The organism is Candidatus Pelagibacter sp. Uisw_127, assembly GCF_047722515.1.
Lineage (GTDB): Bacteria > Pseudomonadota > Alphaproteobacteria > Pelagibacterales > Pelagibacteraceae > Pelagibacter.
In genome coordinates, this window is sequence record NZ_CP159815.1 from 245,837 (window position 1) to 271,339 (window position 25,503).

Here is a 25,503-nt window from a genome sequence, read left to right on the forward strand (position 1 = left end):
AATTTAATGAATTCTGTATTAGCAGAAAATACTTTTTTTGATAAAGGCAAAATAAAATATGATAAAAAAAAATATGAAGAATCAAAATTTTTATTTCAAAGAAGTATAGTCTTTAACCCTAAAGATCAGAACTCATACTTATATTTAGCTAAAATTTATAATTATGAAGAGAATAAGGAAGAAGAAGAAAAAAATATTAACACGGTACTTTTGCTGGATCCAAAAAATGAAGAAGCAAATTATTTGCTAATAGAAATAGAACTTAAAAAATCAAATTATTCAAAAGTTAAAGAATTAACAGAAAATTTCTCTAAAATTTGCGATAAATTATGTGATAAAAAAACTGCAATTCTAGAATCTTTAAAGAATTTGGAACCTAAAAATGAGTCTTAGTAATAATTTAAGCAAAATCTTAATAATAGATTTTGGATCTCAATTCACACAATTAATTGCCAGAAGAATAAGAGAATTTGGTGTTTTCTCAGAAATTATTAGTCATAAAAAAATTAATATTAGCAAAATCGTTAAAGAAAATATAGGAGGGGTAATTCTTTCTGGTGGCCCCCTTAATGTTTATGAAAATGATAAATTTAAATTTGATAGAAAAATTTTAAAATTAGGACTGCCCGTTCTTGGTATCTGTTTTGGGCATCAAATATTATCAAAAGAATTAGGTGGAAAAGTTAAAAAGTCAAAACATAGAGAGTTTGGCCTTGCAACAATAACCAAAGTTTCAAATAGTATTTTAACACAAAAATTTTTTAACAAAGCTAATATCAATAATGTTTGGATGAGTCATGCTGACCAAGTGTCTAAAATGCCGAAAGGCTTTAAAGTTGTTGCATCAACAAAGAATTCAAAATTAACTATAATTGAAAATTCTAAAGATAACTTTTATGGTGTGCAGTTCCATCCAGAAGTTACGCACACACATAAAGGAAAAATTCTATTACATAATTTTATTTTTCTTATATGTAAGATTAAAAAAAATTGGTCCTCTAAAAATCAAAAATTAACATTAATAAAAGAAATCAAAAATCAGGTTGGTAACAACAAAGTAATTTGTGGGCTATCAGGTGGAGTTGATAGTAGTGTAGTTGCACAACTTTTGAGTAAAGCAATTGGAAAAAACTTAACGTGTATATTTGTTAATAATGGTCTTCTAAGAAAAAATGAAGAAACACAAGTAGTCAATACATTTAAAAAAAAATTAAAGATGAATTTAATTTATGTCAATGCTGAAAAAGAATTTATTAAAAAATTAACTAACATTTCTGACCCTGAAATAAAAAGAAAAATTATTGGAAACTTATTCATTAAAATATTTGAAAGATATGCAAAAAAGATTAAAAATGTAAAATTTCTTGCACAAGGAACTCTTTACCCTGACTTGATTGAAAGTAAATCTGTAACTGGCAGTCAAACATCAAAAATAAAATCACATCATAATGTAGGTGGTCTACCCAAACGAATGAAATTAAAACTAGTTGAGCCACTTAAATTTTTATTTAAAGATGAGGTTAGAAAATTAGGCCTAGAGCTTAATTTATCAAAGGATATAATATCTAGACATCCATTTCCAGGACCCGGGTTAGCAATAAGAATGCCAGGTGTTATAACTAATGAAAAAATAAAAATTTTAAAAGAAGCAGATTTTTATTTCATTAAAGCTTTAAGAGATCACAGATTATACCATAAAATTTGGCAAGCTTATGCAGCATTACTTCCAGTTAAAACGGTAGGTGTCATGGGAGACAATAGAACCTACGAGCATATTTGTTTATTGAGAGCCATTACCTCTGAGGATGGGATGACGGCTGATTTCTTTAATTTTCCTAAAGGATTTATGCAATCAATCTCAAATCAGATTATTAATAATATTAGAGGAATTAATAGAGTAGTTTATGATGTTACCTCAAAGCCACCGAGCACCATTGAATTAGAGTAATTTCACTATATAATATAAGGTATTATGAAATATATTATACTTGGAGCTGCAGTAGCTTGGGCTATGTACATTGGTGATAAGTATATTTTCTAATGAATAAAAACCTTTGGCTATTAATTCTAAGCCAGATCTTCGCTTTTACTGCAGCGCCTGTAACAGTTTTTTTAAGTGGAATAATTGGTTCAAAATTTAGTCCAATAAAATCTTTAGCCACTTTGCCAATGGCTTTATCAATCGTGGGTATAGCAATTTTTGCAATTTTTGCTGCAAAGGTTATGAGTATAATTGGTCGTAGAGCAGGCTTTATGTTTGCATCTATTGGAAGTTCAATATCTTCATTACTCGCTGCTTATTCAATAATTATAGAAAGCTTTATTTTATTTAATTTTTCATGTTTTTTATTAGGAGCTGGAGTAGCTTTTAGTCATCAATATCGGTTTGCGGCAGTCGAAACGGTAAAAAAAGATATGGCGCCGAAAGCGATTTCAATAATATTATTAGCCGGGATAGGATCAGCTTTTATTGGGCCGAATGTTGCTAACATAACAAAAGAATTTATTGCTGAACATTTATATGCTGGATCATACATTGCACTAGCAGCTTTAACTCTTATATCTACAATTTTTTTAATATTTTATAAGGATGGACATCAACCAAATAAAATTACAAAAAAAACTACACGAAGTTATTCAGAATTAATTTCTCAACCAAGATTTTTACAAGCTTTAATTGCTTCTGCATTTGCTTATGCAGTAATGTCATTTTTAATGACTGCAACACCAATAAGTATGCATGTGATGGAAAATATAAGTTTAACTAAAACAGGGCTTGTAATTCAATTACATATAGCAGCAATGTTTTTACCATCATTAGTTACAGGTAATTTAATAAAAAAATTTGGTCATAGTAAAATAATGTACGGAGGTGTATTTTTATTTTCAATAACAATTTTGACTAGCCTTTTTGAACAAAATTTAACAAATTATTTAATAGCCTTAGTTTTTTTAGGGTTTGGTTGGAACTTTTTATTTATATCTGGAACAAGCTTATTAGTTCTGTCCTATAGAGAAAATGAAAAATTTAAAGCACAGGGCTTTAATGACTTGATAGTTTATTCTATTCAAGCAATCGCAAGTTTATCTGCAGGAGTTTTTCTATCTTTAACAAGTTGGAAAATAATGAATTTAGTTTGTATAATTTTTTTAGTTTTAATTATTTTATCAACATTAAGAGCTGATTTGAAAGAAAGAAATTGAAATGGACTTTTTATCCTATCTTCAGCTCAGTTCTTTAGAAATTTATTTGATAGTATTCAGCCTGCAGTAATTAGAGGTTCACTAGCAGCATTATTTTTTTTTAACAGATATCTACGCCTTCATTCTCAGTTCTGTGGTGGAATTCTAGATATAACAACAATCTATAGGACACTTCCGTTGATTATTATTTTACCCATAGGCGTTTATGTTGGTGATAAATTTTTTGTTAAAAGTAAAGAAGAGACTTACAGAAAAGTTATTTTTTATTTCCTAATATTTATTTCAATATTTGGAGTGTTTAGAGTTATCAATAATTTTTAAACAAAAAAACCCCTAGCAATTTTCACTGTTAGGGGTTTTAAAATTAAGATATTAGTTATCTTTGTTTTGTAGTTTCAAATTTTCCATTTTTAACTACTTGTTCCAAGAAAGAACCAGTGGCATCACCTTCTTTAGTGAAAGTAACATCACTTGCACCTTCGTAGTCAATTTTTTTACCTTCAGCCAGTAAATCTAAACCTTTTTTAAGTTCACCTGGATAAATCTTAGTTCCAGGACTGTTAGCAACATCCATTACATTTTTAGCAATGGAAGCTCTATCAGCTGATCCACCTGCTTGCATTGCAAGAACAAGTAAAGCACCAGCATCGTATGATGAAGCTGTATAAGGTGCGTCTGGATCGATATTAACTGCTCCAGCAACTTTTGCAAATATCTGAGCACCTTTACCAGTTGATCCAGGTCTTGTAGCTACAGATGATTTTAAATCTTTACCAAATGCATCTGCAAGTGACTGACCAACCATACCATCTCCAAGAACAAAAGTATCAAACGCACCAGAGTCTAATGCTGCTTGAATTATACCTTTACCACCTTGGTCTAAATAACCAAGTACAGCTAATGCATCACCACCTGCTGCAGCTAAAGTAGCTACTTCAGACGAGTAATCAGCTTTTCCATCTTCATGAGCAAGTTCAGTTGTTACTTTAATACCATGAGAAGCTAAACCAATTTTATACATATCTGCAAGACCTTTTCCGTAATCATTATTTGTATAAGTAATTGCTATAGTTTTTATTTTTTTGCCTTTAGTTGCATCAGCTAAAACTTGCCCACCTCTTTTATCTGAAGGTGCTGTTCTAAAGAATAAGCCTTTATCAGCTAATTCAGTTAAACCTGGAGAAGTTGCTGATGGTGAAATCATTACTATACCATTTGGTACAGCAACATTTGATGCAATAGCACCAGTTACACCTGAACAGTCAGCACCCATAATAGCTACCACACCTTGTGCAATAAGACCTTCAGCTGCTGCTGTTGCTGCTGCTGAGTCAACACAAGTTGAATCTGCTCTTACTACTGAAATAGTTTCTCCACCCAATAGTGAACCTGAATCAGAAGCTTCTTTAAACGCAAGCTCTGCAGATGCAGCCATAGCTGGTGTTAGAGATTCAATAGGACCAGTAAATCCTAAAATAATTCCCATCTTAACTTCTGCAAATGTATTCGTTGTAAAAGTTGAAACGAATATAAATGCAGCAATAAATAGTTTTTTCATTATTTTCCTCTTTAATTGTTAAAAATTTATAAAAAGAAATTAAAGCCTATTTGAACAAATTTTCAATAGGTCATTTATCTTATTTTTTGAAGTTGATAGACAGAAATAATCACTACTGTCCCACCAATTGCACTAAGTAATGTGGGAATTTCACCAAAAATAAAGAAAGTTAGGATTAAACCAAATATTGGGAACAAAGAATAGAAGGGCATAACCTTATTAACTGAATAAAATTTATAAAGATAAAACATGGAAGTATGAGCAATTACTGAAACCATTATTCCATTATGAAGTAATAAGAGCCAGGTATTAATATCTATGCTCATTAAATGACTGACTGTATTTCCTTCAGAAAAAATTGAAAATAGTAAGATAGTTATAAAGCCCGTAAATCCCATGATCATATTTGTAAATTTTACATCAATTTCCTTTATGTATCTCGAGAACACATTTGCAATTCCATAAAAAAAAGCTGAAACACTGCATAAAAAAATTGCATAAATCTCTCCTTTTAAATTTGGATCGTATCCAATTAGAAAAATTCCAAAAAAGGAAACTAATATTAATAACCATTGTTTTTTATTAACTTTTTCACCAAGAAAAATTGAACTAGCAAGTAGTGCAAAGGGTATTGCAAGTTGTGCACCTATAATAATTGGTGCAACAAATGTTGCTTCACCTAACGATAGATTTAAAAAAAATATAACTCCAAAACCCATAGTTAAAGAAAAACCAGCCAATGGAAGAAAATATTTTTTATTAGGAACTTTAAATTTACAAAATGGAAGAAGGCAAATAAAAAGTATAAGCATTCTTAAAGATCCAGCTAGCATTGGTGGTAAGGATGTATTTAAAGCAAGTTTATTAACTGGATAGGAGCTTCCAAAAATAAACATAATAAATAAAACTAAAAAGTAATGTCGTGCAGTCAAATAATTAACCCATAATAAATGGGTCAGTCATCGGTTTTTCCGAAGAATTATACCATGTTGTTTTTATTCTTGTATATTCTTTGATGGACTCAATTCCAGCTTCCTTACCGTAGCCACTATCTTTAATTCCTCCAAAGGGAGCCATGGGTGAAATTAATCTATATGTATTTACAAATACTATTCCAGCTCTTACTGCCTTTGAAACTCTCATACCTCTCCCAAGGTTTGATGAATAAATCCCAGAAGATAATCCATATTTATTATCATTCATTAATTTAATAGCCTCTTCCTCTGTATCAAATTTCATAACAGATAATACTGGACCAAATAATTCATTTTCAGCAGTAGGTAGGTTATGATTTTTACATTCAATTATTGTAGCTGGAAAATAATAGCCTTTATTAGATATATTTGATCTTTTTCCTCCACATCTAATTTTTCCACCTTGTTCAATGGTGACTTTAATATTTCTTTCAATATTTTCTAATTGCTTGAAACTATTTAAAGGACCCATTTGAGTATCCTTATCCATCGGGGTGCCTAGTTTTATCTTTTCAGCTTTTGTGACTAACTTATCTAAAAATTCATCATAAATTTTTGATTGAATATAAAGTCTTGATCCCGCAATACAACTTTGACCACTTGCACCAAAGATGCCAGCAGTAATTCCATTAAGTGCATTCTCTTGTTCAGCATCATTAAATACTACAACAGGACTTTTTCCACCTAGTTCTAAGCTTACTTGTGATAGATTTTCAGCTGAATTTTTTACAATATGTTTGGCAGTTTCTGGACCACCCGTGAATGCAATTCTCTCCACAAGATCATGTGTGGTTAGAGCTTTACCACAAGGTTCACCTAAACCAGTGATTATGTTAACCACTCCTTTTGGTATTCCTGATTTTTCAACTAATTTTGCAAATTCCAATAAAGTTACAGGTGCAAGTTCGGATGCTTTTATTACAACAGTATTTCCCATGGCTAATGCAGGGGCAAGTTTAACAGCTGTTAATAACATTTGGGAGTTCCATGGAATGATTGCAGCAACCACACCAATAGGTATTCGAGTAGTTGTTACTTGCATGTCTGGTTTGTCAATTGGTACGACTGTTCCTTCAACTTTATCAGCAAGACCTGCAAAGTAATCATAGTATTCAGCAATATAATTAGCTTGTGTTTTAGTTTCTCTAAAAATTTTTCCTGTATCAATAGTTTCTATAGTTCCAAGATGTTCAGCGTTCTCTCTCAGTAAGTTTGCTAGAGACCTTAAATACTTAGCTCTATCTCTTGGATGTAAATTAGACCAGGAGTTATCAAAAGCTTTTTGTGCAGCCTTAACTGCTTTATCTACATCTTTTGCATCTGCTTCAGGTACAGTTGCCCAAACTTCATTATTCTCTGGGTTTAAAGTTTCAATAGTTCTACCAGACTCAGACTCAACCCATTGACCATCTATGTACATTTTAAAGTTTTGAATTTTTGTCATTAATTATTAATAAAATTTTTAAGATTCATATTAACATCATCTGCACACTCTATACTACATAGATGTTTTCCATTATTTATCTTAGTAAAACTTGAATTTATTAGATCATTAGATAAGGATTTTGACATATCAACTGTTGAGCCTAAATCATCTGATCCTGTCATCACCAGAGTTTTAGTTTTTATATTTTTAATCATACCAATATCATCTTGATGATAAGTAAATAGTTTATAGGCTTTTAAAAAATTTAAATGATCTTCATCTTTTTTTGTTAAGATCTTAATAAATTGATCGTAAATTTCTGGATGGTCATTTAAGTATCGATCTGTAAACCATCTTTTTAATGCTTGTTTTGAAATAGGTTTATTTAACTTAGCTTGCTCAAATCTTTCTATGACTAAGCTTCTTTGCTTCATAGTTCTTCCGTATGTAGTTCCAAGCAATGTTAAGGTATTTAATCTATCCTGAAATTTTGAAGCAAAGTCTAATGCAACTAATGAACCTAGAGAGAATCCAATTAGATTAATCTTATCTATTTTCAAAAATTGTAATAAACTATCTAATTGATTTGAAAAATCATTCAAAGTAACTTCCTCTTTATCATAAGGAGTTCTTCCATGGCCTAACAAGTCATAAGCAATTATTGAATGATCGTTTAAAGATTTAATTTGAGGCTCCCACATTTTATGATCTAGGCCAACACCATGAACGAATACTAATGGCTCAGTATTATTATCAATGAATGAATAATAATTTTGACTAGGATCAAAATTGTAAGACATTAATCTATTTGGGATCCAGTCCCATTTCTTTCATGTCTTGATATCTGTCCCCAGTCCTAGCATGAGCTCTACCACTTGATGCGCCACCAATTGCTATTACTATTTCATCATCAAAAGGAGCGTCGTGTATAGTAAATTCATGTGTAAGATAATAAGGTCTTAGACCAGAGTCTGTTTTATGCATCATTGGAATTGACATTTTAGACCCAGCAGGACCTCTTGTATTAGTAAAGCTCAAATAAGATGTTCCACCTACAGCGTCTCTAAATTTATTTCCAAACCTTAAGGTGTGGATAAATGCCGATGCATGCTCAATTTCACCATTAAGTCCAACGATACCAGCCTTGCCGTACGCTAAAATTTTTTCAGGTGCGCCCATTTCTTTTATTAATTCTGAAACTAGAATAGTACCTAATTTGGGGGCTAAATCTAAAATAATTGGCTTTAGGTCTTCAACAAAACCCTTTCCATGCCATGGATTTTTAAATACAGCAGCAACTGAAACTAGTAAAACAGGTTCTTTAGCTTCTTTACCACCTTCGATAAAAGTTTTGTCGACAAATTTTGTAAATTTTCTTAATTCAAGTTTCATTAACTAGCCTTTTCTATATTTAAATTATCTAAATTAATTTTTGGTATCACCTCATCATTAAACAGTTTTATACTTCTCATACAAGTTTCATGATCCATACCTGGAAAATTGGACCAAACTTGTAAATTTTGTAGATTTAATTCAGATTTTAATTCATTTATTTTATTAACAACATATTCAGGCGTTCCAAATAATAAATTTCTTTTATGCAAGAAGTCATAATTAAGTAAATCTAATTTATGTTTTGTTTCTGGAAGTTCTTCGTCAGGCTCCATATGATTGCCTAATCCTCTCCAGTGACAAACCCATTTCATATAATTAATTATATGTTCGCCTGCCAATTTTTCTGCTTCCTCCATAGTTTCAGCAACGAACATATCTCTAACTAAAGATACACCCTCTCCTAATGGCACATCTCTATTTTCTGCTTTAGATTTTGCATCTCTATAAATCTCGAATCTTTTTTTTAAAGCTTTAACAGTAGGTATCCACATTATAGTGTTTAATCCATTTTGTGCTGCCCATTCAATAGATCTTGCTCCATCAACCACTTGCCATATAGGAGGGTGTGGCTGTTGTTTTGGTTTTGGAACAACACTAATTTTTTTTATTTCATTTGTTACCGTATCTAAAAATTTATCACTAGGCGGACTCATATCGTGCTGCCAAGTAAAACCAGAAGTAGGGTATGTATAAAACTCACCTTGATGACTAAAGAATTCTTCAGTCCATGCTTTTTTCATCACCGTTAAAGTTTCATCAAATAATCTAAAATTTTTAGCTTGATCTTTTAGGTCAGCCTCTTTGTTCATATTGATGGCTTCTCTTCCATAAATTCCTCTTCCAATACCAACATCAACTCTTCCTTCAGACAATTGATCTAGCAAAGCTATATCTTCAGCTAGACGAATAGGATTATGAAATGTAATTACATTACAAGCTTGACCTATTCTAATTTGTTTTGTCCTGGCCGCAGCATCAACTCCCATCATCAATGGGTTGGTGCAAGATTCCATTCCTTCGTGATTGAAGTGATGTTCTGTATACCAAATAGAATCCCAATTATTTTCATCACAGTAAGTAGTGATTTCTTGAGTTTCATTTAATAATTGATTGTATGGTTTATGATTCCAATTAGTAGTGTTACAAAAATATCCAAATTTCATTCAAACCTCCTTAAATAATTAAATTTAAAGACGACTGATCCCACTTTCGTATTCTTTAGTACCGTTTAAACTTTAAATAACGACGAGTTATGTACGCTTTTATTAAACTCTATTTTAACTAGACTCCTTATTCAATATATATTTAATCAAAATATTACAGGTAATTTATGAAATTAAATAAGGTTGAGCCAAAATACATTTCAAAATCCAACCCAAGAATTGGTCTTATAACACTAGGTAGCGATTTTAGAATTGAAAAAGATTTCAATAATGTGATCTATGGAAGAGACATTGATCTCTATGTAAATAGAATTCATTGCTACAATCCATTAACTAATGAAACGTTAGCTAAAATGTCAGATGACATTACTGATGTTACAAAAGATATTTTACCAGATCAAAAAATAGATTGTGTAGCGTATGGTTGCACGTCTGGAACAGTTGCAGCTGGGTATGATGTGATAAAAGAAAAAGTAAATTTAGCTAAACCAGAAGCAAAGGTAACAACGCCAATAACTGCAGCTATTAAAGCATTAAATAAATTAGGCATTAATAAGATATCTATTTTTACACCTTATACAAAAACAATAAATGACTCTGTAGTTAATTACTTTGAAAAAGAAAACATTGGTATTAATTCTTTAACTTATTTTGATATTGAATCAGATTTAGATATTGGAAAAGTTGATGAGGATCATTTATTTGATGTTTTGTCAAAAATAGATCTTGCAGGTAGTGAGGCGTTATTTGTTTCGTGTACGGCTTTACCAGTACTATCTATAATTAATAAGCTAGAAGAAAAATTAAAGAAAGTTGTTCTATCAAGCAATCAAACTTTAATTTGGGACTCTCTCAATGTAATTAATTATAAAGAAAAGATTGATGGTTTTGGAAAATTATTTAATAGTTAAAGTATATGAATTTTAACAAAGAAGAATACAAAGTAAGATTAAAAAAAGTTCAAAGCTCAATGCAAGAAAAAGGCATAGAGTTATTAATTTCTAGTGATACAGCAAATATGAACTATTTAACGGGCTATGATGCTTGGTCATTTTATTATGCTCAAGCTGTAATTGTACATGTGAATGCCGATGAACCATTGTGTTGGGTTAGAAAGCAAGATTCAGGTGGAGCTTATATAAAAACTTATTTAAAAAATGAAAATATTTTAATTTATGATGAAAAATATATTCATACTTGGCCAGTGCACCCTTACGATAATTTAGTAGAAATTATAAAAGAGAGAAAATGGGATAAACTTACAATAGGTTTAGAAATGGATAGTCATTATTTTACAGCTTATTGTTATGAAAAAATGAAACAAGGGCTACCAAATGTTAAGTTAAAAGATTCTGAAAGATTGGTTAATTGGGCTCGTGTTGTTAAATCTAATGCAGAGATAGAACTTATGAAATCCGCAGCAATAATTTCCCAAAAAGGAATGCAAACAGCAATTGATGTAATAAATCCTGGTGTCAGACAGTGCGATGCCGTAGGTGAAATTCAAAAAGCATTATTTTATGGAACCCCAGATTTTGGAGGTGAGTATTCAAGTATTGCAACACTACTTCCAACAGGAAAAGGTACTTCAGCATCACATTTAACAGCAACACAAGATAGGTTTGTCGAGGGTGAGGCTACAATTATTGAACTTTCAGGGGTATATCAAAGGTACCATTGCCCAATGGCAAGAACAGTTTTACTTGGAAAACCTGATCAAATAAAAACTGATACTATGAATAAAACAAATGAGGCTCTTCAAGCTGGAATAGATGCAGCAAAACCTGGACAAACAGCTGATGATGTTGCGCAAGCTTTTTGGAAAATTCTAGATAAATATGGAATAGAAAAAACCTCTAGAACTGGTTATTCAATAGGAATTGGCTATCCACCTGATTGGGGTGAGCATACTTTAAATATATCAAAAGGTGATATGACCATTCTAGAACCAAATGTTACTTTTCATATGATTGCTGTAATGCAATTTGGAGAGTGGGGTGTTGAGGCATCAGAAGCAATACGAATAACTGACAAAGGGTGTGAGTTATTTTGCAATTTTTCAAAAGATCTTCACATTAAGTAATTGAAATAAAAAAACTTGATAAATAAGCTAACAAATGTTTTAAATCCCCTGGAGAAAATATGGCAAAAAATAAAGAATTTGTAAAATTTGACAATGTAGACAAAAGCTATGATGGTAAAGTATTAGTCGTTAAAGGATTGAATTTAGATATTGAAGAGGGTGAGTTTGTAACTATGTTAGGACCCTCTGGTTCTGGTAAAACAACTTGTTTAATGATGCTTGCTGGTTTTGAAACTCCAACTCATGGAGAAATTTATCTAGATGGTAAGGTGATTTCAAATATTCCACCTCACAAAAGAGGAATTGGAATGGTATTCCAAAACTATGCTTTATTCCCACACATGACTGTTTATGAAAATTTAGCTTTTCCATTAAGAGTGAGAAAAATTCCAAAAGATGAAGCAGATAAAAAAATTGATAAAGCTTTATCAATGGTTTCCCTACATGGTTTTGAAGCAAGAATGCCAATGCAATTATCTGGTGGACAACAACAACGTGTTGCTGTGGCTAGATCATTAGTTTTTGACCCACAGGTGGTATTGATGGATGAGCCACTTGGAGCATTAGATAAAAATTTAAGAGAAAGCATGCAATATGAAATTAAACATATTCATGAAAGTATTGGTGTAACAGTTGTTTATGTAACCCATGATCAAACTGAAGCATTAACAATGTCAAATCGAATTGCAGTTTTCAATGATGGTAAAGTCCAGCAGCTATCAAGCCCTGATGAATTATATGAAAAACCAGTTAATTCTTTTGTTGCTGAATTTATTGGAGAAAACAATAAATTTTTAGGTCAAGTTGCAGATATTTCAGGTGATAAATGTAAAGTAAAATTAGAAGATGGCACAGAAATTTTAGCAAATCCAGTTGCTGTAAAAGCAAAAGGGGACAAAACTAAAGTTTCACTGAGACCTGAAAGAGCAATTATAGATCCTACAGATAAAATGGATAATAATCATAAAGGTAAAATAGAAGAAATAATTTATCATGGTGATCACACAAGACTTAGAGTTGATTTACTTGGAAATAAAGATTTTATTCTTAAAGTTCCAAATAGTACTGCAAGACTAGACCTTAAAAAGGGTAACGTACTCAATATAGGCTGGAACAGTGTTGACTGTAGAGCTTTAGATTCAAAATAATCTTTAAAAATTCACTAAAAAAATCTAAATAAATAAAGGCAAATTAGCCATAATTGACTGTTGACTAAACGTACCTATGTTGTTTTACTTTCACTTTATAAATTAATAAACGTTAACGTTAAATAGGAGAGAAAATGAAAAAATTAAGTAAACTATTACTTGCTCTATCTTTTGTACTTTCTATCACGACTTCGGCATTTGCAGTTACTGTAGTGTCTTGGGGTGGTGCTTACACTGAAAGTCAAAAATTAGGGTACGGTGATCCTACAGCAGCAAAATTAGGAATACCTGTTAATTGGGTAGACTACACTGGTGGATTATCAGAAATTAAAGCTCAAAAAGAAGCTGGTAAAATCACTTGGGACATCATTGATGTATACGCAAAAGATACTATCATTGGATGTGACGAAGGTATTTTTGTTGAATTCGATTTCGACAAAGACTTCGCTCCTGCTCCAGACGGAACTCCTGCAAGTCAAGATTATTTCACAGGTATGCCTTCTAAATGTGCAGTTGGAAATATCTTGTACTCTTGGAACTATGCTTACAATGATGCAACAATTGGTGATAAAAAACCAACTACGCTAAAAGACTTTTTTAATACTAAAAAGTTTCCTGGTAAAAGATCAATTTACAAAGGTGCAATGTCTAACCTAGAAATTGCTATCACTGCAGATGGTGTAAACCCTGGTAAAGGTTCTGATTTAACTTACAGAAAACTTGAAGCTGATGGTGGAATTGACAGAGCAATGAAAATGATCACAGATCTTTGTAATGATCCTAATGGTGGATGTGTGTTCTGGAGTGCTGGAGCTCAACCGCCTGAATTACTTGCTAATGGTGAAGTAGTAATGGCAACTGGTTGGAACGGTAGATTCTTTAATGCGCAAATGGAAGGAACTCCTCTTGTACAGGTATGGGATGGACAAATTCTTGACTATGAGTATTTTGCAATGGTTAAAGGTGGACCTAACGATGCTAATGGTAAAGCTATGAAAGTACTTAGAGAAATGACAAGTACTGAAGGTTTAGCTGGAAGTGCTAAGTATATTGCTTACGCTCCTTGGAGAAAGTCTTCAATCGCTATTATAGATGCTGGAGAACCATGGTATAAAGATGGTAAAACAAGCATGGTACAACACATGCCTACAGCACCTGCTAACACTAAAAAATATATCCTTATGAATCCTGATTTCTGGGCAGATAACCAAGATGAAATCAACGAGAAATGGGAAGCAATGAAAGCTGGACTATAATTTAGTATTATAGATTAAGTTTTTATTATAAAATATTAGGGCGGTTACATAATAACCGCCCTTTTTTTTTAAGAATTTCAAAATATGAGCACAGAACAAATATTATCATCAGACGGTTTACCTCTAGAAGTAAGTTTAAGGAAAGCTGAGCGAAAAAATAAGTTAAAAGCACTATTTCTTGTAGGGCCATTATTTCTGTTTCTTTTAATTACATATGTTTTTCCAATAGGTGACATGTTATTTAGAAGTGTTGATGATCGTAAGATCACTCAAATGCTGCCGAATACCTTTACAGCGATTGAAAAATGGGATGGAAAAGATCTTCCAGGAGAGTCAGTTTATGCAGCACTTTATGAAGATCTAGCATACTTAAAAAAGACTAAAACTTACGGTAAGATTATAGCAAGACTTAATTATGAAAAAGGTGGATTTAGTAGCTTAATTAAAAAAACAGTTAGAAAACTTGGAAAATTTGAAGAAGGCAATTATAAAGAGCAATTTATAAGTGTTCATAAGAGATGGGGTCAGCCTGAATATTTTGTTGCTTTAAAGAATGCTGCACCAAATTGGACTTTTGCTAAATATCTAAAAGGTGTTGATTTAAAGTATGATCAAGATGGGAAAATAATTCAACAAGATGAAGATAGAAGAATTCATAAGATACTATGGTTAAGAACTCTCAAAGTTGCTTTTTGGGTAACTATATTTTGTTTCATACTTGCTTATCCAATTTCATACTTATTGGCTACATTACCCATGAAATATAGTAATTTATTGATGATATGTGTTCTTCTTCCTTTTTGGACGTCATTATTAGTTAGAACCTCAAGTTGGATGGTTTTACTTCAGCAGCAAGGCCCAATTAATGATTTAATTGTATTTCTCGGACTTGCAGCAAACGATAATAGGCCTGAGTTAATGTATAATGTAATTGGAACTTTTGTTGCAATGACTCAAATTTTATTACCTTTTATGGTTTTACCGCTTTACAGTGTTATGAAAACAATATCTCCAAGCTTAATGAGAGCTGGAAAATCTTTAGGTGGAACACCATTTGTAGCATTTAGAAAAATTTACTTTCCATTAACAGTTCCTGGAATTGGTGCTGGATCCTTGTTAGTTTTTATTTTAGCAATAGGTTATTATATAACTCCTGCATTAGTTGGAGGAGCAAGTGGATCTTTAATTAGTAATACGATTGCTTATCACATGAAAAGTTCTTTAGATTGGTCATTTGCAGCTGCATTAGGTACAATGTTGTTGGTTGGTGTCTTAACTATTTATTGGATTTATAATAAATTAGTAGGAATAGATAATATTAAACTAGGATAAATTATGTCATTACCAACTTATACAGCATGGAATTATAGAATTTGGCACTACACATATTTAACTGTTTGTGGATTAGTATTTTTCTTTTTAATTGCGCCATTGTTTATAATCTTACCACTTTCATTTAATGCGGAGCAATACATTCACTTTTCAGCAAAAATGTTAGCACTTGATCCTGAAGGTTTTTCTTTAAGATGGTATGAGGACATGATTTATGGAACTAAAAATCCATGGGGACTTGCTGCAAAAAATAGTATTATCATTGCTTTCTTTGCAACTATTGGCTCAACAATTCTTGGAACAGTTGCGGCATTAGGTTTAAGTAGTAGACATATGCCTTACAAAGCTGCATTCATGGCTTTATTAATATCACCAATGATTGTCCCGCTAATTATTTCAGGAACAGCAATATTTTTCTTCATGGCAAAAGTAGGTTTAGCTGCAACACATACAGGAATAATTTTAGCACATATTATTTTAGGAACACCATTTGTAGTTATTACAGTAACAGCAACATTAACAGGTTTTGATCATAGTGTTACAAGAGCTGCTGCAAGTTTGGGAAGTAATCCAGTAAATACTTTTATGAAAATAACATTACCATTAATTTTACCAGGTGTTATTTCTGGCGCACTATTTGCCTTTGTAACTTCATTTGATGAAGTGGTAGTTGTATTATTCTTAGCAGGACTAGAAAATACTACTATTCCAATTCAAATGTGGGTTGGTTTAAGAGAGCAGTTAAGTCCAACAATAATGGCTGTGGCAACTTGTTTGATTATAATGTCTACATTAATTCTAGTTAGTGCAGAACTTTTAAGAAGAAGGTCTGAAAGACTAAGGGGAATTAATAGGTAATTCATTTACTAAGTTCATTTTTTTTATTATAAATAGTTCTTCAATTTTTAAATCTTATGGAAATTAAAAAAGTAGTAGTTATTGGTTCAGGTACTATGGGTAGTGGAATTGCAGCACACTTATGTAATGCAAATATCCCAGTAACATTATTAGATTTAAAAACTGAAATTAGTGAACAAGCACGTGATAAAATTCACAAATCAAGACCTCCACTTTTATTAGATAAGTCAAAAATAAATAATATTAAAGTAGGAAATATTGTAGATAATTTTGATGAGGTTAAAGAAGCAGATTGGGTTGTAGAAGCCGTAGTTGAAAGAATAGAGATCAAGCACGATATCTATGAAAAAATATTTAAAGACAGAAAAAAAGGTGCAATCGTTTCTTCAAATACATCCTCCATACCTATTAAAGTTTTGTCTCAACATTTATCAGAAGAGGAAAAAAAAGATTTTTGTATAACTCACTTTTTTAATCCAGTTAGATACATGGGGTTGTTAGAAATAGTTAAAAATGAAAATAATGATTTAGATAAAATAAACTCTTTAAAAAAATTTTGTGAGATTGAGTTGGGCAAAGGTGCAATCGTTTGCAATGATACTCCAGGATTTTTAGGGAATAGAATAGGAGTTTTTGCAATGCAAGTCGCAATGACTGAAGCCTTTAAAATGAAACTTAGCATCGAAGAAGCAGATGCAATTTTTGGAAGACCAATGGGCATACCAAAAACAGGTGTATTTGGCCTTTATGATCTAATTGGTATTGATTTAATGGCTGATGTCCTAAAAAGTTTTATTAAAGAATTATCAGAAAATGATCCTTTTCAAATAGTTGCAAAAGAAATTCCCTTAGTAAAAAAGTTAATTGAAACTGGATATACAGGTCGTAAAGGCAAGGGAGGTTTTTATAGAGTTAACAAAACTGGTGAAGCAAAAGTAATGGAAGCAATTAATCTTGAAACTGGAGAATATTCATCAAGCAAAAAAATTAATATTAAATCAGAGAAAGTAGACCTTAAAACATTAATCTCAAGAGAGGACAAGTATGGAAAATATGCCTGGTCTGTTATTTCTAAAATTATTAAATATGCCTCATCTTTAGTCCCGTCAATTACAAAAGATTTTAATGACATTGATGAAGCAATGAGACTAGGTTTTAATTGGACTAAAGGACCTTTTGAGATGTTGGAAGAAATTGGTGTTGAAAACTTTTTTGATAAAATTGAAGATTTTAAAGGAAATATTTTTCTAGAAAATTTATATCAAAATAAAAATCAAGATTTTTATGGATCTAGACAAAAATATACTGAAATTGAAACATTTGGAAAAGTTAAAAAAAAAGCCCTAAGTGTAGATGGAAATAATTCAGCTCAGATATATAGATTTAATGATTATAACATTGTTGAGTTTACAACTAAAGCAAATGCTTTGGATTATGATTCAATGGATGCTTTAAAAAAAGCTACAGATAAACCATTGATTATAATGAATGAGAGTATGCAGTTTTCTGCTGGAGTAAATTTGAGTTATACAATGGATTTTGCAAATAAGAGTGATTTCAAATCTATAGAAAAATTTATTAAATATTTTCAGGAGACTTGCAAACACCTTAAATACTCTGATCATCCAGTTGTTTCCGCACCATCTGGATTAACACTTGGTGGAGGATTTGAAGTTATGGTTCAAAGTAATTTTGTAGCCTCACATACAAATATTGTAGTTGGATTGGTAGAAACGATAGTCGGATTAATACCAGCGGGTGGTGGATGTAAGGAAATGTTGGCAAGATGGCTCGACACAGATGAGGCTAGAAAAGACACTCATTATGCCCCCTTAAAGGTATTTGATATTATTGGTTATGGAAGAACTGCAACCTCACCAGTTGAGGCAGAGCCCATGAAATATTTGAAACCTGAAGATAAAAAGATAATGAACAGAAATAGTCTACTAGAAGTTTCAAAAAAGATTTTAGATAACAATAAAGAATTTAAGTCTCCATCAGAGACAAAATTTAAACTACCAGGAAAAGAACTTTTAATAGAAATGAACAAAATTATAGAAAAGCTTTACAATAAAGAAATAATTCGTGATCATGGTGTAATTGTTGCAAAGGAATTGGCACATGTTCTAAGTGGGGGAGATACTACAATTGATAAAACCTTATCAGAAGATGATTTATTTAAATTAGAATTAGACGCTTTTATGAGACTGATTGAAACAAAAGAAACTCAAGATCGAATTAAACACACTTTGGTAACAGGAAAACCTTTGATTAATTAATATTTTTCTTTTGGTTCTTTTTCTTCTTCCACCATCTCTTCTTTTTCTACCGTATCTTCTTTTTCTTCTTCTATCATCTCTTCAACTATTATTTCTTTTTTAATCACATTTTTTGTTAAATTTTCTTTAAATTTTTGTATCAGTTCCTCTTCTTTTCTAGCTTGCTCCTCATCAAATTTTATTTCCCATTCTTTTATTCTCTTTTCTTCATCCTCAATTCTATTCGCTTCAATAATTCTTAAATTAATTACTTTTTCTTCATTTAATTCTTTTAATCTTAATTCTTCTTCTCTTAATTTCAGTTCTTCTTCTTTTTTAATATGCTGAATTTCTTTCTCTTTTAATTCTTTTAGTTCCATTATTTCATGATGCTCTTTGGATCTAAATTCTTCCTCTTTTTCTCTTAATTCATCTGCTTCTTTTAATATTTGAATTTCTTTCTCTCTTAATCTCTGTTCTTCAATTTTATTTATCTCTTGTTCTACTTCTTGTAGTTTTTTTTCTTGATATTCTAATTTACGCTCTTCTTCTTGTAATAATCGCTCTTCAATTTTTTGTTTATCAAGTTCAATATCTTTTAATCTTTGCTCTTCATCTTTTATTTTTTGTATTTCTTCTCTGTCTTTTTGACGCTTAAAAGCTATTAATCTATCTTGCTCTATCCGTTCTTTTTGTTTTTCTTGTCTTATTCTTTGTTTTTCAAAAAAATTTACTCTTATTTTTTCCTCTTGTAACTTTAAATTATCTTGTCTTTGTTTTTCTTCTTCATAATCCATTAACCTTTGACTTTCGGCTTTTAATTTTTTTTCCTCAAGTTTAATTTTTTTTCTTTCTATTTGCTTTTGTTGTTTTATAATTTTTAATTTTTGTCTTTCTTTTCTCTCTACTTTTTGTTTCTCTTCTTTAATCTTATCTAACTCTTTTTGTTTTATTAATCTTATTTCTTCTTTTTTTTGTTTTTCTTGATTTAATTCTTGTCTCTGTAATTCTTTGATTTTTTCTTTTTTTGATAATTCAATTTTTTCTAGCTCTTTCTGTTTAATCTTTTCTTTGAAATTTCTAAATTTTTCTTTTAAAGATAAAGATGTAATTTTTTTGAAAATTTTTAAGGGATTATCGATTAATTTTTTTTTACCTAAACTTATTTTTTTTTCAATTTTTTTTTTAAGGATATTTTTCACATTTTAAGTTCATCAAATTTTTATACATAAAAATAGATTATGACTGGTTAAAATGGGTTCAACTTGAGATTTTATTAAGTATTAATTGAGCATTTTAAAGGAGTTAATAAAATCAGGTCTCAATATATACTCAGAATTTCTTTGATATTTAATTTTTTCTAATATTTCTAGACCATAAAGAACTTTACCTACTGGAGTATACTCTCCTTCGAATAATGGCTCATCCTGAAGGATTATAAAAAATTGACTATCTTCAGTGTTATTTCTAAATGTCCTTGCCAACCCAACACTTCCTCTAACGTAATCAAACTTGTCATCAATTTCTGATTCGATTGTTCCCAATCCAGATTTACCAGTACCAATTTTCCCATAATCTAATGATCCTTTTTTACCAAATTCTAAGTCACCAGCTTGGACAAGTTTATTTTTAATAACTCTATGAAAGGCAATATCCTCATAAGCGTTAGTTGTTATTAGCTTTTTAAACCGTTTAACTCCATTAGGAGAAATGTTTGGGTACAGCTCTATTATAACATTACCACAAGGTGCATTCAAAATTGCAATATTATTTGATTTTTCAAAAGTAATATTTTTTGGATCAAAATTTTTCACAAACAAACATTGGTTCTTAAGCACAATATATATACTCAAAGTAGTAATCCCCAATAATGTCAGAAAGATTAAAATAATTTTTTCTGATAAAGATGCTTCAATTTTTTTTATCATCTAAAAAATAAAAGAAGTATCTATTTGTTTTATCTTACTTTCAATATATGAAATTTTATTATTCAAAATTGGATCTAATTTACGAATTTGGTCAATATCATTTTTTTTTAAAAAAATCATATGTGAATAAACTTCAGCCATGTCCTCTGAAGCTGTGGACTTAGAATATTCTGTAAAAAAACCTTTTGTTTTATCGTATTTGTCTAACCCTATGTTTTTTGTACACGTAGAACATTTAGCATATTTAAATTTAGAATTATTAAATTTAATCCACTCTTGTTCGTTAAAAATTTTTTTATGTTGAAGATGTATTATATGAAAAACTTCATGATGAATTACCCTTTCAAAGTAATCTTCATTAAATTTAATATCTAGTATTAATGTTTTCATTATATTGTCAGGAATCCCTGCGGTATATAATTCAGAGATTGATAAATTTTCACACATAACAATATATTTAAGGTTAATTTTCTTTAAATAATTGTAAGAATATCTGCTAAGATTTTTATAAATAATTTTATATTTTATTTCTAAATCTTTCTTACTTGGATTTGAACAAACAATATTTTTTTGAGTGCCCAACCTAAAGGGCCTCGCAGCATAAAAATACTTAAGTCTATTTTGAGTATTAATTTCATAAATCTCTAAGTTAGGAATCTTAATTAAATTGTAGATAGTATTTGCCTTCAGAGGTGTAATAAAAAAAATTAATAGTAAAATAGCCTTTATTAAGTTCATAATTTTTAAAGATAGAATATATTCCATTCTTGTAGAATGTGGTACATTTTATTTATAAATGAAAAAAGATAGAAATAAAAATCCCGTTCAACCTGTCAGTGGAACTAAAGTCCCTAGATTTGCTGGACCATCTACTTTTGCAAGGTTACCAGAATTAAGAGATGTTGAAAGTTGTGATGTAGCAATTGTTGGAATACCATTTGATGCGGGTACTAGCTATAGACCAGGTGCAAGATTTGGACCAATGAGTATTAGACAGGCATCAAGACATTTAAGAACCAATTATCACCCTAGTTATGACGTTGAACCTTTCAAGGTTCAGCAAGTTGCGGACGCTGGTGATATCACATGTAATCCATTTAATATTGATGAAGCTATTAAACAAATAGAAGAAGGTGCTACGCAACTTCTTGGTAAAGTTGGAGGCATTATTAGTTTAGGTGGTGATCACACAATCGCCCTTCCATTACTCAGAGCTATTAATAAAATGAATAATGGACCAGTTGCTCTAGTACATTTTGATGCACATTTAGATACATGGGATACATATTTTGGAGCACCATATACACATGGAACACCCTTTCGAAGAGCAAGGGAAGAAAATTTATTTTTAGATGATGCTTCAATGCATGTTGGCATTAGAGGTCCTCTTTACAGTAGAGATGATATTAAAAATGATGAAGAGTTTGGTTTTAAAATCATTCATTGTGACGAGTTTCAAACGCAAGGAACAGATAAAATTGCTGAAAGAATAAGAAAAAGAGTTGGTAACAATCCACTTTACTTATCAATCGATATAGATGTTTTGGACCCCGCTTTTGCACCAGGAACAGGAACTCCTGAGATTGCAGGTATGACCACGAGAGAAATGGTTAATGTTATAAGAGGACTGTCAGGTTTAAATCTAATTTCAGCAGATGTAGTGGAAGTGTCTCCAGCATACGATCATGCAGAAGTTACATCTTTAGCAGCTGCAACAATTGTTTATGAGTTAACTAATTTGTTTGCAAAAGTTAAAAGATAAGATATTTTTCGAAAATGTTAGATAGAAAAAATTTTTACATTAATGGCCAATGGGTTTCTCCAAAACAATCAAATGATTTTAAAGTAATTGATCCTTCAAACGAAGAAGAGTGTGCAGTTATATCTTTAGGTGGAGTTGAAGATGTTAATGATGCAGTAAGTGCTGCAACTAAAGCTTTTGAAACTTGGGCATTCTCGACAAAAAAAGAAAGATTAAAATATTTAGAAGCTTTATATTCTGTTTATAAAAAAAGATGGGCGGATATGGCTAAAGCTATATCTCTTGAAATGGGAGCACCAATTGATTTTTCAACACAGTTACAAGCTGGAACTGGAGCCAGTCATATAAAATCTTATATAAAAGTTTTAAAGGAATATACATTTGAAGCAAAATTGGGTGAACATGCTCTTAATAATAATATTTTACATGAGCCAAAGGGAGTTTGTGCACTAATTACTCCATGGAATTGGCCAATGAATCAAGTATGTTTAAAAGTAATCCCAGCTATAGCTGCAGGTTGTACAATGGTGCTTAAACCATCAGAGATAGCTCCATTATCATCAATGATTTTAGCAGAAATGATTGATGAAATTAAATTACCAAAAGGTGTATTTAATTTAATAAATGGAGATGGCGCAGTTACTGGAAACGCATTAACAAGTCACCCTGATGTAAACATGGTCTCATTTACAGGATCAACTAGAGCAGGTGCTTTAATTTCCCAAAATGCAGCAAGCGATTTTAAGAGAGTTAGTCTTGAACTTGGTGGAAAAGGTGCAAATATTATATTTAAAGATGCTGATGCTGAAGCAGTTGAGAGAGGTGCCCTAAGGTGCTTTAGAAATTCAGGACAATCCTGTAATGCACCCACAAGAATGTTAGTTGAAAAATCAATCTATAACGAAACTGTAGAAAGAGTTAAAAATTTTGCTAACTCAATGAAGGTAGATGTTGCAACAAAAGAAGGTGATCATATTGGTCCTGTTGTTTCAAAAACTCAATTTGATAAAATTCAAACACTAATTCAAGTTGGCATTGATGAAGGTGCCAAGTTAGTTGCTGGTGGAATAGGTAAACCAGAAGGATTAGATAAAGGTTATTTTGTTAAACCTACTGCATTTGCAGATGTTAACAATCAAATGCAAATTGCAAGAACAGAAATATTTGGACCTGTTTTATCGATTATACCTTTTGAAACAGAGGAAGAAGCAATCTCAATAGCTAATGACACTCCCTATGGATTATTAAACTTTATTCAAACTCAAGATCAAGAAAAAGCCAATAGAGTGGCTAGAAAACTGAGATCAGGAATGGTTGATATTAATGGCGCTGGCTTAGCACCTGATGCGCCATTTGGTGGATACAAACATTCTGGTATTGGTCGTGAAGCTGGTAAATTAGGCTTAGAAGAGTATTTAGAAGTTAAAGTAGTAAGTGGTTGGAACGACTAATTTTTTTTTAATATTGTAAATTAATAAAATTCCCCTTGTCCAATTTGGGTTTAAACTATTTTATGTCCAATTTAGGTTTAACTCAATTCAATTAGCGTTTGTTGTAGGCATTAATTCTTATCAATAACAGGTTGTGTATTTTTTATTTGCACTTTAGCAGTCAATCCATACCCTTGCATTAATAGTTACCTGATCTTATTCACGGTAACAAAATAAGTAAACAATTAAAGAGGGAGAATAATATGGGTAGATCGTCAAAACTCTACAATTCAGATTTAGCTCCAACTCCAAGTAATAAAAAAAATTGGGGATGGTTCGAAATCTTTAACGTATGGGCTAATGATGTTCAAAGTTTATTTGGTTATACTTTGGCAGCATCATTATTTTTAGCATCAGGACTAAATGGCTGGGCTGTATTTGCTGCATTAATTCTTGCAGGATTTTTTATAATGTGGCTAGTTAACCTTTCAGGTAAACCAAGTGTAAAACATGGAATTCCATATCCAGTATTTGCTCGTGTAAGTATGGGTGTATTTGGAGCAAACTTTCCAGCAATGGCTAGAGGAATTGTTGCAATGTTTTGGTATGGAGCACAAACTTACGCTGCATCCACTGCGGTAGCACTTTTAATTACTGGTGTTACAGGAATGGAAGGTGAAGTTATGATGCTTGGTATGACGGGTGTAATGTGGGTTTCATTTATATTTGTATCAGCTTTCCAAGTTTATCTATTTTGGCAAGGTGTTGATCTTATTAAAAAGTTCTTAAATTTTGCAGGACCAGCGGTCTACGCAGTAATGATTTTTTTAATGATTGTTATTTGGGTTAAAGCCGGTGGAGGACTTTTTTCAGAAGTAGGGTCTATATTTTCTGGAGGAGAACGAACTGGTGGTTTTGAAGGCTTAGGATCAATGGGAGCTTTCATCGCTGTATTTTCAATTATGGTTGGATATTTCGCTGCAGTAGTAATCAACTTTGGTGACTTTGCTAGATTTGTTAAAAATGAAGAAGAAATGAAAAAAGGAAACCTATGGGGATTAGTAGGAAACGTAATTTTATTCTCTTTCATAACTTTAATGATCACTGGTGGAACAATAGCTATTTTTGGTGAGTACGTAGCAAGTCCAACAGAGATGGTAGCTAAAGTGGATAATCTAGGTTTAACAATTATTGCTGCATTTGCTTTTTTTGCAGCGACAGTTGGAATAAATATGGTCGCAAACTTTATACCTCCTGCGTATGACTTAGCTAACTTAATGCCAAGTAAAATTAGCTTTAAAACGGGTGGATTAATAACTGCTGGTTTTGGTTTTATTATTGGTGGTATGTGGGTTGCTGTTATTACTCAAATGGGTTTATTTCCATTTGTTAATACTTTAGGAGCAATTCTCGCACCTGTATTTGGTATCATGATGGTTGATTACTACATTATCAAGAAAGAAAAAATAGATGTAGACGATTTGTTTGATGCAAGTCCAAATGCCAAATATCATTACAATGGTGGTTTTAACCATAAAGGAATGATCGCCTGGATTCTTTCGGGTTATATTGCCGTAGGATCTGTTTGGCCAAATATCCTATTTTTAGGATTAGATGATTTCTTCGCTAACTTAGGTGGTGGCGGAGGATATGCCTGGATAATCGGAGCATCACTTGGTGCTGTAGTTCACTTGGCTATATCTAAAAGATAATAAGATAAACTTATAG

22 protein-coding genes are annotated in these 25,503 nt (G+C 31.3%); 13 read left to right on the forward strand and 9 right to left on the reverse strand.

What is annotated here, in order from left to right:
• Positions 1-6: 6 nt before the first annotated feature.
• The 3 genes from ABXT65_RS01275 to ABXT65_RS01285 all read left to right on the forward strand — a co-directional run bounded on the left by ABXT65_RS01275 (position 7) and on the right by ABXT65_RS01285 (position 3,204).
• On the forward strand, positions 7-393 hold the full coding sequence (locus ABXT65_RS01275; protein ID WP_415323692.1) for a hypothetical protein: 387 nt from the start codon (positions 7-9) through the stop codon (positions 391-393).
• Positions 383-1,948, forward strand: coding sequence for a glutamine-hydrolyzing GMP synthase (guaA, locus tag ABXT65_RS01280; RefSeq protein WP_415323693.1), 1,566 nt, complete (start codon positions 383-385; stop codon positions 1,946-1,948). Before ABXT65_RS01275 ends, guaA begins: the two co-directional genes overlap by 11 nt.
• Before the next feature lie 92 nt (positions 1,949-2,040).
• Positions 2,041-3,204 carry an MFS transporter gene (locus tag ABXT65_RS01285; RefSeq protein WP_415323694.1) on the forward strand — a complete coding sequence of 388 codons (1,164 nt, stop codon included), beginning with the start codon at positions 2,041-2,043 and terminating at the stop codon, positions 3,202-3,204.
• A gap of 376 nt (positions 3,205-3,580) precedes the next feature.
• Here ABXT65_RS01285 and ABXT65_RS01290 read toward each other — a convergent pair whose 3' ends face one another.
• The 6 genes from ABXT65_RS01290 to ABXT65_RS01315 form a co-directional block, all read right to left on the reverse strand.
• Positions 3,581-4,762 (reverse strand): ABC transporter substrate-binding protein, encoded by a 1,182-nt coding sequence (locus tag ABXT65_RS01290; protein WP_415323695.1) that lies wholly within the window; start codon positions 4,760-4,762, stop codon positions 3,581-3,583.
• Positions 4,763-4,836: 74 nt separating this feature from the next.
• Positions 4,837-5,694, reverse strand: coding sequence for a DMT family transporter (locus ABXT65_RS01295; protein ID WP_415323696.1), 858 nt, complete (start codon positions 5,692-5,694; stop codon positions 4,837-4,839).
• A gap of 4 nt (positions 5,695-5,698) precedes the next feature.
• Positions 5,699-7,180, reverse strand: a complete 1,482-nt coding sequence (locus ABXT65_RS01300) for an aldehyde dehydrogenase (protein ID WP_415323697.1) — start codon at positions 7,178-7,180, stop codon at positions 5,699-5,701.
• Positions 7,180-7,962, reverse strand: coding sequence for an alpha/beta fold hydrolase (locus ABXT65_RS01305; RefSeq protein WP_415323698.1), 783 nt, complete (start codon positions 7,960-7,962; stop codon positions 7,180-7,182). Before ABXT65_RS01305 ends, ABXT65_RS01300 begins: the two co-directional genes overlap by 1 nt.
• Positions 7,963-7,966: 4 nt before the next feature.
• On the reverse strand, positions 7,967-8,554 hold the full coding sequence (locus ABXT65_RS01310) for an amino acid synthesis family protein (protein ID WP_415323699.1): 588 nt from the start codon (positions 8,552-8,554) through the stop codon (positions 7,967-7,969).
• Entirely contained in the window at positions 8,554-9,720 is a 1,167-nt protein-coding gene (locus ABXT65_RS01315; protein ID WP_415323700.1) for an LLM class flavin-dependent oxidoreductase, read from the reverse strand. Before ABXT65_RS01315 ends, ABXT65_RS01310 begins: the two co-directional genes overlap by 1 nt.
• 167 nt (positions 9,721-9,887) lie before the next feature.
• Between ABXT65_RS01315 and ABXT65_RS01320 the strand changes: the two genes are divergently transcribed.
• From ABXT65_RS01320 to ABXT65_RS01350, 7 genes are all read left to right on the forward strand, one after another.
• On the forward strand, positions 9,888-10,631 hold the full coding sequence (locus ABXT65_RS01320) for a racemase (RefSeq protein WP_415323701.1): 744 nt from the start codon (positions 9,888-9,890) through the stop codon (positions 10,629-10,631).
• Positions 10,632-10,636: 5 nt separating this feature from the next.
• A complete protein-coding gene (locus tag ABXT65_RS01325; RefSeq protein WP_415323702.1) occupies positions 10,637-11,803 on the forward strand; it encodes a M24 family metallopeptidase in 1,167 nt (388 codons plus the stop codon).
• A 59-nt stretch (positions 11,804-11,862) separates the two neighbouring features.
• Positions 11,863-12,951 carry an ABC transporter ATP-binding protein gene (locus ABXT65_RS01330; protein WP_415323703.1) on the forward strand — a complete coding sequence of 363 codons (1,089 nt, stop codon included), beginning with the start codon at positions 11,863-11,865 and terminating at the stop codon, positions 12,949-12,951.
• A gap of 134 nt (positions 12,952-13,085) precedes the next feature.
• Positions 13,086-14,207: an extracellular solute-binding protein gene (locus tag ABXT65_RS01335; protein WP_415323704.1), complete on the forward strand. Its 1,122-nt coding sequence runs from the start codon at positions 13,086-13,088 to the stop codon at positions 14,205-14,207.
• A gap of 84 nt (positions 14,208-14,291) precedes the next feature.
• A complete protein-coding gene (locus ABXT65_RS01340; protein ID WP_415323705.1) occupies positions 14,292-15,539 on the forward strand; it encodes an ABC transporter permease in 1,248 nt (415 codons plus the stop codon).
• Positions 15,540-15,542: 3 nt separating this feature from the next.
• On the forward strand, positions 15,543-16,397 hold the full coding sequence (locus ABXT65_RS01345; protein ID WP_415323706.1) for an ABC transporter permease: 855 nt from the start codon (positions 15,543-15,545) through the stop codon (positions 16,395-16,397).
• A gap of 56 nt (positions 16,398-16,453) precedes the next feature.
• Positions 16,454-18,676, forward strand: a complete 2,223-nt coding sequence (locus tag ABXT65_RS01350) for a 3-hydroxyacyl-CoA dehydrogenase NAD-binding domain-containing protein (protein ID WP_415323707.1) — start codon at positions 16,454-16,456, stop codon at positions 18,674-18,676.
• On the opposite strand, the gene ABXT65_RS01355 is transcribed toward ABXT65_RS01350, so the two are convergent.
• The 3 genes from ABXT65_RS01355 to ABXT65_RS01365 form a co-directional block, all read right to left on the reverse strand.
• The gene (locus ABXT65_RS01355; RefSeq protein WP_415323708.1) at positions 18,673-19,857 is read right to left on the reverse strand and encodes a primosomal protein; all 1,185 of its coding nucleotides are present in this window, start codon (positions 19,855-19,857) and stop codon (positions 18,673-18,675) included. The two genes, ABXT65_RS01350 and ABXT65_RS01355, sit on opposite strands and share 4 nt — an antisense overlap.
• Before the next feature lie 81 nt (positions 19,858-19,938).
• On the reverse strand, positions 19,939-20,583 hold the full coding sequence (locus tag ABXT65_RS01360) for a peptidylprolyl isomerase (RefSeq protein WP_415323709.1): 645 nt from the start codon (positions 20,581-20,583) through the stop codon (positions 19,939-19,941).
• A complete protein-coding gene (locus ABXT65_RS01365) occupies positions 20,584-21,321 on the reverse strand; it encodes a putative zinc-binding metallopeptidase (RefSeq protein WP_415323710.1) in 738 nt (245 codons plus the stop codon). It abuts the gene before it with no gap.
• A gap of 58 nt (positions 21,322-21,379) precedes the next feature.
• Here ABXT65_RS01365 and speB point away from each other — a divergent pair, with 58 nt between their 5' ends.
• The 3 genes from speB (at position 21,380) to ABXT65_RS01380 (ending at position 25,487) form a co-directional block, all read left to right on the forward strand.
• The gene (gene speB / locus ABXT65_RS01370) at positions 21,380-22,345 is read left to right on the forward strand and encodes an agmatinase (protein ID WP_415323711.1); all 966 of its coding nucleotides are present in this window, start codon (positions 21,380-21,382) and stop codon (positions 22,343-22,345) included.
• A 14-nt stretch (positions 22,346-22,359) separates the two neighbouring features.
• Entirely contained in the window at positions 22,360-23,796 is a 1,437-nt protein-coding gene (locus ABXT65_RS01375) for an aldehyde dehydrogenase family protein (RefSeq protein ID WP_415323712.1), read from the forward strand.
• A 242-nt stretch (positions 23,797-24,038) separates the two neighbouring features.
• Complete coding sequence (locus ABXT65_RS01380; protein ID WP_415323713.1) at positions 24,039-25,487, forward strand: NCS1 family nucleobase:cation symporter-1; 1,449 nt, start codon at positions 24,039-24,041, stop codon at positions 25,485-25,487.
• Positions 25,488-25,503: the final 16 nt, after the last annotated feature.